Source organism: Streptomyces sp. NPDC057302 (assembly GCF_042667685.1).
Lineage (GTDB): Bacteria > Actinomycetota > Actinomycetes > Streptomycetales > Streptomycetaceae > Streptomyces.
The window spans coordinates 229,681-241,287 of the sequence record NZ_JBHUZJ010000001.1 but is presented as its reverse complement, the minus strand read 5'-3'; the positions used below and the strand labels follow the sequence as shown (position 1 = coordinate 241,287).

Here is an 11,607-nt window from a genome sequence, read left to right as displayed (position 1 = left end):
GGCTACGGGATCTCGTCGGCGAAACCGGCTTCGAGCTCGTCGACCTCGTCCTGTGCGAGGTCCAGGAGCGGGAAGTCGGAGGACGTGTGTCCGCCGGCGGCGGGATCGGTGGTGTGGGCGGCCAGACCGCCGAGCAGGTCGAGCCAGAGCAGGCCGAGGCGTTCCGTGGCCGACTCGTCGAGGAGCGCGGCGGCCCAGCTCAGGGTGAGGGTCAGCTTGGGTCCCGCGGCCGATTCGACGATGACCGCGCCCGCCTCGATCGTGTGGGTGGCGGGCATGGCCGGGTCGAGGGAGCCGCCGATCGTGGCGTTCGACGCGTCGGCGGTGAACCGGCCCAGGTAGTTGAAGCCGATCTGCGGGCGCGGCAGGGCCGCCAGGGCCGGTGCCGTGTCGGGGTTGAGGTGGCGCAGGAGACCGAAGCCGAGCCCGTCGCCCGGTACCGCCCGCACCTGCTCCTTCACCGTCTTCAGCAGCGCACCGGCCGCCGGACCACCGGCCGCCACCTCACCCACGTCCACACCGTCGAGATCCAGACGCACCGGGTGCACGTTGGTGAACCAGCCGACCGTGCGCGACAGGTCCACGCCGTCGACCGGCGCCCGGCCGTGTCCCTCGACGTCCAGCAGGACCCCGGGGGCGGTCTCCTGCCGCCAGTGGGCGATGGCTGCCGCCAGGCCGGACAGGAGCACCTCGTGCACACCGCAGTGGAAGACCGTCGGCGTCCGGCTCGTCAGCGTTTCGGCCTGCTGGGTCGGCACGGCCCACGAGCGGCGGCGCAGGGTGGCCGCGGTGTCTAGGGACGGGTCCAACTCCCGTTTCCCGAGCGGGGGTTCAGCCTGCCCCAACAGGGCGGACCACTGCGGCAGTTCAGCTACCCGCGCATCCCCCGCGGCCTGCTGGACCAGCAGGCGCGACCAGTGCCGGAAGGAGGTGCCCACCGGGTCGAGCCGCGGCTCCTGGCCGGCCGCCACCGCCTCGCACGCGGCCTTCAGGTCCGGGACCAGGATCCGCCACGAGACCCCGTCGACCGCCAGGTGATGCACCACGAAGGCCAGCCGTCCGACCCGGCCGGGACCGGCGTCCACCCACGCCACCTGAAGCATCACGCCCGCCGAGGGGTCGAGACGTTCCGCTGCCTCCTGGGCCGCCTCGTCCGCGATGTCGTCGAGGGTGCCGGCGACGGCGTACGTCGCGTTCACGCGGGTGATCAGCGCCCCGGCGTCCACCGAGCCCTGCTCGCGGACCAGCAGCCGCGGCCCCTCGTCGCCCCCGGCCACCACGGCGCGCAGTACGTCATGGGTGTCGACGACCGCGCTCAACGCGGCTGTCAGGACGGGCCGTTCGAGGCCGGACGGAGCGCCGACGATCATCCACTGGGCGAACTTCGGGCTCGCGGCACGCTCGCCGAGCTCCCGCATCACGGGCGTCCAGGGCACCTCGCCCACGCCCACGTCCGGCGGCGCCGACGCCTCGCCCGCTGGTCGGCCGACGGCGGCGAGACCGGCGGGCGTCTCGTGCTCGAAGACGTCCTGCGCCTTGAAGAGCAGGTTCGCGCGGCGGGCGCGTGCCGCCAGCTGCATCGACATGATCGAGTCGCCGCCGAGCTCGAAGAAACTGTCCTCGACGCCGACCCGCTCCAGGCCGAGCACCTCGGCGAACAGGCCGCACAGCGTCTCCTCCGCCTCGGTCCGGGGCGCACGGCCTGACACACGTTCCGCGAAGTCGGGCGCGGGCAGCGCCGCCCGGTCGACCTTGCCGTTGCGGGTCACGGGCAGGGCGTCCAGGACGAGTACGACGCCGGGGACCATGTAGTCGGGCAGCACTCGGGCGGCCTCGTCGCGTACGAGTCGGGGGTCGATGGCCTGCGCGCCCTCGGGGACCACGTAGCCGACCAGGCGGCGCTCGCCGGGGCCGTCGTCGCGGGCGACGACGACCGCCTGGGCCACGGAGGGATGGGCGGCCAGGGCGGCCTCCACCTCGCCGAGCTCCACGCGGAAGCCGCGGATCTTGACCTGGGCATCCGCGCGGCCGACGAACAGGAGCTCGCCGGATTCGGTGCGGCGCACCAGGTCGCCGGTGCGGTACATCCGCCCGCCGGGTGCGTACGGGCACGCCACGAAGCGGTCGGCGGTCGGACCGGGGCTGTTCCAGTAGCCCTGCGCCAACCCGGCCCCCGCTACGTACAGTTCACCGGTCACGCCGGGCGGCGAAGGCTGGAGGAAGGCGTCCAGGACGAAGGCCTGCCGGTGGGGCAGGGGCCGCCCGATCGGGAGCACGGAGTCCGTCTCGGCGCCCGGCTCCAGTACGTGCCAGGTCGCGCAGAGCGTCGTCTCCGTCGGGCCGTACATGTGGCGCACGGTCATCTCGGGGCATGCCCGCCGGACCCTGGCCACCGAAGCGGCCGGGACCACGTCTCCGCCGGTCAGGACTTCGCGCAGTCCCACGAGGGACTCCGGGGACTCTTCGGCGATGACGCGGAACGATCCGGCGGTCAGATGCACCGCCGTCACACCGGCCTTCACGTGCTCGCGCAGCTGCTGGGCATCGACGACACCGGAACCTGCCATCACCACACGCCCACCAGCAGCCAGCGGAACCCACAGCTCGAACAGCGATACGTCGAAAGCGTGCGGGGCATGCATCAGCACCGCGTCCTCCTGGCCCACCGACCAGCCACGCTCCCCCACCAACGCCGCGACGCTTTCGTGCGGCACGGCCACACCCTTGGGCACGCCCGTCGAGCCCGACGTGTACATCACGTACGCCACGTCATGCGCCGCCACGGACGCAACAGGCTCCCCGTACTCAACTGCGGCCAGCGCCTGCGTGACCTGCGGGTCATCCGCCACCACCAGCCGCCCACCGAAGCCCTCCGGCACCACAGCCCGACTCCCCGACGCACACACCACCACCGCCGGACCCGCATCCCCCAACACGAACGCCACCCGCTCCACCGGCCAACCAACATCCACCGGCACATAAGCAGCACCAGCCCGCCAAACCCCCACAAGCAGCGCAGGCAAATCCGGCGACCGCTCCATCACCACCGCGACACGATCGCCCCTCCGTACGCCGAGTGAGGTCAGGTGCGCCGCCCAGCGGCCCGCCCGGCCCCACAACTCCCCGTACGAGAGGCTCCGTTCGCCCTGGACGACGGCCGGGGCGTCCGGTGTCTCCGCCACCCGTCGAGCGATCAGCCCCGGCACCGACTCAACCTCGGGAGACGCCCCGAGGGCCGTGGGCGCGAGCAGCGTGCCCGCCACACCGACGCGCCCCACCGGCGCCGACGGATCCGCCACCATCCGTTCAAGGACCCCGGTCAGCAGCCCGGCCAGCGGCTCGCCGACCGCTTCGTCGACCAGGTCGGGTCGGTAGGTGACGTCCACCCGGAGACGTTCGCCGGGGGCGATGCCGATCGACAGCGGGTAGTGGGTCGCCTGGCGGGACTCCACCGTGGTGATGGAGAGCGCGTCGGGTGCGGTCACCTCTCCGGGCGGCCGAGGGTAGTTCTCGTACACCAGGAGTGTGTCGAAACCCGCTCCCGGGCCTGCGAGTTGCTGGATCTCCGAGAGGCCCAGGTGCTGGTGGGCGAGGAGTGCGGACTGGCGGTCCTGGAGCTCCCGGAGCATGTCGAGCAGCGGCTGCGAACCGTCGAGGCGGACCCGCACCGGCAGGGTGTTGATGAAAAGGCCGATCATGGAATCGGCGCCCGGCAGCTCCGGAGGGCGTCCCGCCACCGTCGCCCCGAACACCACGTCCGTACGCCCTGCGAGACGCGCGAGCAGCAGCGCCCAGGCGCCCTGCACGACGGTGTTCACCGTCAGGCCGTGGGCGCGGGCCAGCGCGGTGAGCGCCCCGGTTGTCTCCCGGGAGAGGTGGCAGGAGCGTTTCTTCGGGGGTGTGTCGCCGTGTGCCGGGGTCGTGGGGGCTACGGCCTGCGTCGGTTCATCCGCTCCGGCCAGCTCCGCCTTCCAGGCGGAGCGTGCGGCTTCCTTGTCCTGGCGGGAGAGCCAGGCCAGGTAGTCCCGGTAGGACGTCGCGGGCGCGAGTCCCGACGCGTCGCCGCCCGCCGCGTGGATCGCGGTGAGCTCGTTGAGCAGGAGCGGGGCCGACCAGCCGTCCATGAGGATGTGGTGGCTCGTCATCACCAGGCGGTGACTGCGTTCGCCGACGCGGATCAGGAGCAGGCGCATCAGGGGCGCCACCGCCGGGTCGATCCTGTCCGCGCGTTCGCGCGTGGCCAGGCGCTCCGTCTCGGCCGCCGCTTCGGCCTCGGTGAGGTGCGAGACGTCGGCCTCGCTCCACGGCAGGACGACCTCGCGGGTGATGAGCTGCACCGCCTCGCCCGTCTTGCGCCGCTGAAAGCTCGCCCGCAGCGCCGCGTGCCGGGTCAGCAGCGCTTCCCAGGAGGCGCGGAAGCGGCCGGCGTCCATGGGTCCTTCCACCGCCAGGATGTTCTGCACGGTGTAGACGTCGGGTCCCTGGCCGTTGAAGTCGGCGTGGAACAGGAGCCCTTCCTGCAGGGGCGAGAGCGGCCAGACCTCCGCGAGCGCGGAACCCTTGGCCTGGGGAGCCGGCCGGTGGGCGGCGGGTGAGTGCCCCGTGGCGGGGGTTGGAGTCTTCACAGCGAACGCCCTCCTTCGAGCTCTGCCGCTATCGCTTCGAACTGCTCGACCTCGTCCTGGGCGAGCTCGATGAGGGGGAAGTCGGACGGGGTGTGGCCGCCCGCCGCCGGGTCCGTGGTGTGGGCGGCCAGGCCCGCGAGGAGGTCGAGCCAGTGGCGGCCGACGCGCTCGGCCACCGCCTCGTCGAGGAGCGCGCCGTGCCAGCTCAGCGAGACGGTCAGCTCGGGTCCTTCGGCTCCGTCGCGGATGGTCGCACCGGCTTCGAGGGTGTGTGTCGCCGGCATAGCGGCCGCCGTGGAGCTTCCGACGGCCTCTTCGCCGGCCATCTGCCAGGGCTCCACGGCGCCTGTTCCGCCGACCGCGGGGAAGCGGCCCATGTAGTTGAAGCCGATCTGCGGGCCGGGCAGCGCGGCGAGCACCGGGCCGGTATCGGGGTTGAGGTGGCGCAGCAAGCCGTATCCGAGTCCGTCGCCGGGCACCGCGCGTGCCTGTTCCTTGACGGTCTTCAGGAGCGAGCCGACGTCCGGAACACCGGCTGCCGTGCCCGTCGCGTCGATACCGGACAGGTCGAGGCGGATGGGATGCACGCTGGTGAACCACCCGACGGTGCGCAGCAGATCGGCGTCCTGGACCGGCTTGCGTCCATGTCCCTCGACGTCGATCAGGACCGTGCGGTGAGTGCCGCGCCTGCCCTGGACGACGGCTCCGGCCAGTGTGGCGAGGAGTACCTCGTGCACACCGCAGTGGAAGAGCGCCGGTGTCGCTCCCGCGAGGGTGGCCGCCTGCCGGGGCGGGACCGTCCAGGACCGCTGGCGCATGCCTGCCGCCGTGTCCCGTGCCGGGTCCAACGGCCGGTGGCCGAGCGGGGGTTCAGGGCGGTCGCCTAGGAGATCCTTCCATGCGTCGAGTTCCGCGAGGCGGTTGCTTCCGGCCGCTTCCTCGACCAGGAGCCTGGACCAGCGCCTGAAGGACGTACCGACCGGGTCGAGCCCCGGCCGCCGCCCGGCTGCCGCCGCCTCGCACGCGGCCCGCAGGTCCGGGACCAGGATCCGCCACGAGACCCCGTCCACCGCCAAGTGGTGGACCACCAGGACCAGTCGGCCGGTCCTCGCCGGTCCCGCGTCGAGCCACACCGCCTGCACCATCACTCCGGAGAAGGGATCGAGGCGCAGGACCGCCTCCCGCGCGGCACGGCCCGCGAGCCCGTCCAGGCCATCAGCCGGGACCTTCGCCGCGTCGACCCGGGTGATGATGCGGGCGGCGTCCACGGATCCGCGCTCGCCCACCATGAGGCGGGGTCCCGTGTCCGCGTCTTTCGCCACGCGCCGGGTCCCTATGCCGCCGTCGTTCGCCACGAGACGGGTCCCTGCGTCGCCGTCGTTCGCCACGAGACGGGTCCCTGCGTCGCCGCCGTTCGCCGAGAGACGGGCCCCCGCATCGCCATCGTTCACCACGAGACGGGCGCCTGCATCGCCGCCGTTCACCGAGAGACGGGCCTCTGCGTCGCCGTCGGCCACGACCAAGCTGCGCCCCGCGTCAGTGCCGGCCACGACCAAGCTGCGCCCTGCGTCTCCATCGGCCACCGCACGGGCGCGCAGCATGTCGTGTGTGTCGAGTACCGCTCCCATTCCTGACGCCAGGGCTTCGCTCCCGAGGCCCGCGGGCGTGCCCATCACCACCCACTGGGTGAACCCGCCGCCGAGGGCCCGCTCGCCCAGGGCCCGCATCACGGGTGTCCGGGTCACCTCCCCCTCGCCCACGTCCGGTCCGGACTCGCGCCCCGCACCGAGCTTGACCACCCGCGCGAGGCTTTCCGGTGACCCGTGCTCGAACACGTCCTGGGCGCTGAAGAGGGCGCCCGTCCGGCGGGCGCGGCTCACGAGCTGCATCGAGCTGATCGAATCGCCGCCGAGCCGGAAGAAGTTGTCGTCGGCGCCGACCCGCTCAAGGCCGAGGACCTCGGCGAACAGAGCGCAGAGGATCTCCTCCGCCTCGCCCTCAGGGGTCCGGCCGGACACGTGGTCGGCGAAGTCGGGCGCGGGCAGCGCGGGGACGTCGACCTTGCCGTTCGGGGTGACGGGCAGGGTGTCGAGGGCGAGGACCGCCGCGGGCACCATGTACTCCGGCAGCGCCTGGGCGGCGTACGCGCGTACCGATGGCCCGTCCAGGAGCTGCGGGGCGAGCCGGTGGTCGGGGCGATCACCGCCGCGGGCGCCGGTTCGGGCCTCTGGTGGAGCCTCGTCACGCGCATCAGTACCGACCACATAGCCGACCAGGCGGTGCTCCCCCCGCCGGTCCTGGCGGAGGATCACCACGGCCCGGTCGACGGCGGGATGCCCCGCAAGGGCCGCCTCGATCTCGCCCAGCTCCACCCTGAATCCGCGCACCTTCACCTGTGCGTCGGCCCGGCCCGCGTAGACGAGGTCACCGGCGCCCGTGCGGCGTACCAGGTCGCCGGTCCTGTACATCCGCTCGCCGCGCGCGAACGGGCTGGCCACGAAGCGCCGCGCCGTCAGTCTCGTCCGCCGCAGATAGCCGCGGGCAAGGCCCGCGCCCGCCACATACAGCTCGCCGACCGTGTCGGCGGGCACCGGCCGCAGGAACGCGTCCAGCACATGGGCGGAGGTGTTGGCGACCGGGCGGCCTATCGACGGCTCGTCGTGTGCGCCGAGCGGGCGGCTCACCGTGGAGGCCACGGTCGCCTCGGTGACCCCGTACTCGCTGTAGATCTCCCGGTTCACCGACCACTGGGCGCGCAGTTCGTCGGAGACGGGTTCTCCGCCGATGACCAGGACGCGCAGCGCGGGCAGTTCCTCCGGCGGCAGTTGCGCCAGGAGCGTCGGTGTCATCGCGACGTGCGTCACCCGCTCCGTGCGCATCAGGCGGACCAGTTCCTCACCGGTCGCGTGGCGCCGGGCGGGCGGCGCGAGGATCAGCCGGCCGCCCGCGCACAGCACCGGCCAGATGTCCGACATGGAGACGTCGAAGCTCGGCGAGACGAGTTGGAGCACCGCGCTGTCCTCGTCGATCCGGTAGCGCGTGACGCGGTCGGCGACGAGGTTGCGCAGGCCCCGGTGGGGGACGACCGCGCCTTTGGGGGTGCCGGTCGACCCGGACGTGTAGATCACGTACGCCGCGTTGGAGGCGGTCAGCGGTGCGCGCCGCTCCGTGTCCACCATCGGGCCGTCCGCGTACGAGGCCATGGTCCGGACGGTCAACGGGTCGTCCAGGAGTAGTAGTTGGCCGGTGAACTCCTCCGGTACCGCCTCACGCGACCGCTGCACGCAGACCAGGACCGGCGGCGCCACGTCGTCCAGGAGCATGCGGAGCCGCGCCGGGGGCAGTCCCGGGTCCACGGGTACGTAGACACCGCCGGCCGTCGCCACCGCGAGGAGGGCGGTCACCAGCTCCGCCGAGCGGTCCGCCATGACGGCCACCCGCGTCTCGGGGCCCACTCCCCTGTCCGTCAAGCAGCGCGCCAGACGTCCGGCTCGGGCGGCCAGTTCGCGGTACGTCAGCGAACGCTCGCCGTCGACCAGCGCCACGGCGGTGGGCGTGGCCGCGGCCTGCCGGGCGAAGAGGTCCGGTGCCGTCGCGTCGGGCGCGTCGGGCGGGGCAGCCGCCTGCGCCGACGTGTGCCGTTCCCGCGCCACGAGCGGGCGCCTGGCCTCGGCCGTGAGAGTGCGCTCAGCCTCGGCCGGGAGAGTGCGCTCGGCCTCGGCCGTGAGGGTGCGCTCGGCCTCGGTCGCGAGCGCGCGTTCCGCCTCGGTCACGAGCGCACGTTCCGCCTGATTCACGAGAGCGCGTTCGGCCTCGGTAAGGGTGTCGAGCCGCCCCACCGGCGACGAAGGATCCGCCACCATCTGCTCGATGACGCGGACCAGCGAGGAGATCACGGCCTGGGCACGGTCGCGTCCCACCACGTCCGGGCGGTGCACGAGGAGCCCGCGCAGCCGGGCGTCCGGGACCACGATGAGCGCCAGCGGGTAGTGGCCCCTGTCCTCGGGCTCCCCGACGGGGCGGATGGCCAGCTCCGCGCCGGCGCCCGCCCCCTCGCGCGACCGGGGCAGGTTCTCGAATACGACGAGCGTGTCGAACACCGCGCCGGACCCCGCCAGTTGACGTATCTCGCGGAGTCCCAGGTGCTGCCGTGACATCAGCCCGACCTGTCGCGCCCGCAGGTCCCCGAGCATCCCGGCGACCGACTGGTCCGCCGCGATGCTCACCCGTACGGGCACGGTGTTGATGAACAGGCCGACCGCCGTCTCGACCCCCGGCAGCTCCGCGGGACGGCCCGCCACCGGGGTGCCGAACACCACGTCCGTGCGCCCCACGAGCCGGGCGAGGACCTGGGCCCAGGCGCCCTGCACGACCGTGTTGACGGTCACCCCTTGCGAGCGCGCCAACTCCGCGACGCCGCGGGTGAGTTCCTCGGTCAGCTCGAACGGCACCGGTTCAGGGACGACCTGCGCCCCGCCCTGCTCGTCGGGCGCCACCAGCGTCGGCTCGTCCGCCCCGGCGAACTCCGCGCGCCAGGCCTCGCGCGCCGCTTCCTTGTCCTGCCGGTCGAGCCAGTCCAGGTACGTCCGGTACGACGTCGTCGCGGGCAGCTGCCGGCCGTCGCCGCCCGCCGCGTACACCTCGGAAAGCTCCGCGAAGACGACGTCGGTGGACCAGCCGTCCACCAGGGAGTGGTGGACGGTGACGATCTGGCGGTGCCTGCCGTCGCCGAGGCGTATCAGCAGCAGTCGCAGCAGCGGCGCCGCCCGCAGGTCGAACTTCTCGGCCCGCTCGGCATGGGCGAGGCGTGCCACCTCGGCGGGCACGCCGTCCGCCGGGAGCTCCGAGAGATCCACCTCGCGCCACGGCAACTCGACGCCGGTCGCGACGACTTGCACCGGCTGACCCGAGTCGCGCTGATGGAAGCTCGCGCGCAGCACGGCGTGCCGGTCGAGCAGCGTCCGCCACGACGTCCGCAGGCGGTCCGCGTCGAGGGGGCCGTCCAGTGCCAGCGTCCGCTGGCTCGCGTACACGTCCGGGCCGTCGTCGTCGAAGGTGGCGTGGAAGAGCAAGCCTTCCTGCAGCGGCGACAGCGGCCATACGTCCACCATGCCGCCGGGCAGCACCGCGGCCCGTAGCCGGTCGGCCTCGCTCTCGCGGAGGTCGCCCATGAGCGAACCGGCCTGACGGCGGCGGCCGGGAGCGGTTGCCCCCGTCCGCTCACCGGGCTCCCCGAGCTCACCGGAGCGCTCCCCGGAACCGGACCGGGCGAACGCCGCAAGGGCCGTCGGTGTCGCGTGCTCGAAGACGTCCTCCGCCCTGAAGAACAGGTCCGCGCGCCGGGCGCGGGCGGCCAGTTGCATCGACATGATCGAGTCGCCGCCCAGCTCGAAGAAGCTGTCCTTGGCGCCGACGCGTTCCAGGCCGAGCAGCTCCGCCATCAGGGCGCACAGGACGGCTTCGACCTCGGTACGCGGTGCGTGTCCGGTGACCTTCGCGGCGAAGTCGGGGACGGGCAGGGCGGCGCGGTCGACCTTGCCGTTGCGGGTCACGGGGAGGGCGGCGAGGGCCAGTACCGCCGCGGGGACCATGTACTCGGGCAGTGTCCTTGCGAGGCTGTCGCGGACGGCCCGGGGGTCGAGGCCGTCCGGCTCCTCGGGCACGACGTAGCCGACCAGGCGGCGCTCGCCCCGCCGGTCCTCGCGGGCGACGGCCACCGCCTGGGCCACGGCCGGGTGGGCGGCCAGAGCGGCTTCCACCTCGCCCAACTCGACCCGGAATCCCCGCAGTTTGACCTGGCTGTCCGCGCGGCCGACGAAGAGGAGCGCGCCGTCCTCGCGCTCGCGCACCAGGTCGCCGGTGCGGTACATCCGCTCTCCCGGCGCGTACGGGCAGGCCACGAAGCGCTCCGCGGTCTGGCCGGCCCGGTCCCAGTAGCCGCGCGCCAGGCTCGGCCCCGTCACGTACAGCTCCCCGACCGTGCCGGCGGGCGGCGGCCGGAGCGCCTCGTCCAGGACGAAGGCACCTCGGCGGGGCAGCGGGTGCCCGATCGGGAGTACGGAACCCCCGTCCTCGCCCGGCCGCAGCACGTGCCAGGTCGCGCACAGCGTCACCTCGGTCGGCCCGTACAGATGCCGGACCCGCACGTCCGGGCAGGCCTCGCGCACGCGGGCCACCGAGGCGGGCGGGACCACGTCCCCGCCGGTGAGCACCTCACGTAGGCCGGTGAAGCAGTCCGGCGTCTCCTCGGCCATGACGCGGAACGAACCCGCGGTCACGTGGACGGCCGTCACACCGCCCTCGACGTGCTCGCGCACCTGGCGGCCGTCCACCGCGCCCGGCTCGGCGATCACCACGCGGGCACCGGCGGCGAGCGGCACCCACAGTTCGAACAGCGTGACGTCGAAGGCGTGCGGGGCGTGCATCAGGACCACGTCCGCCGGGCCCACCGCCCAGCCACGCTCCCCCACCAGCGCCGCCACGCCTGCGTGCGGCACCGCGACGCCTTTGGGCACCCCGGTCGAACCCGAGGTGTACATCACGTACGCCACGTCCTGCCCGTCCACCGGCAGGTGGACGCCCCTGCCCTCGTGGGCGGCCAGCGCGGCGCGCACACGCGGGTCGTCCACCTCCCGCACCACGGCGTTCCGCGGCACCGTACCCCGGCTGTCCGCGGTGCACAGCACCAGCGCCGGAGCCGAGTCCCCGATGACGAAGGCGATGCGCTCCGGCGGCGAGCCCGCGTCGACGGGGACGTGGGCCGCGCCCGCCCGCCACACGCCCAGGAGCAGCGCCACCAGGTCCGGCGACCGCTCCATCACCACCGCGACGCGGTCGCCACGGCCCACACCGAGCCCGGCCAGATAGGCCGCCCACTGACCCGACTGCGCCCACAACTCCCCGTACGACAGCGTCCGTTCGCCCTCTACCGCCACCGCGCCGGGCGACGACTCCACCCGTGCGGCGATCAGCTCCGTCACCA

2 protein-coding genes are annotated in these 11,607 nt (G+C 73.5%); both read right to left on the bottom strand.

Features of this window, described 5'->3' with window-relative positions; translation table 11 throughout:
* Positions 1–2: 2 nt before the first annotated feature.
* Positions 3–4,625, bottom strand: coding sequence for an amino acid adenylation domain-containing protein (locus ACFUPX_RS00995; RefSeq protein WP_383313711.1), 4,623 nt, complete (start codon positions 4,623–4,625; stop codon positions 3–5).
* A complete protein-coding gene (locus tag ACFUPX_RS00990; RefSeq protein WP_383313709.1) occupies positions 4,622–11,605 on the bottom strand; it encodes an amino acid adenylation domain-containing protein in 6,984 nt (2,327 codons plus the stop codon). Before ACFUPX_RS00990 ends, ACFUPX_RS00995 begins: the two co-directional genes overlap by 4 nt.
* Between the last annotated feature and the right edge of the window lie 2 nt (positions 11,606–11,607).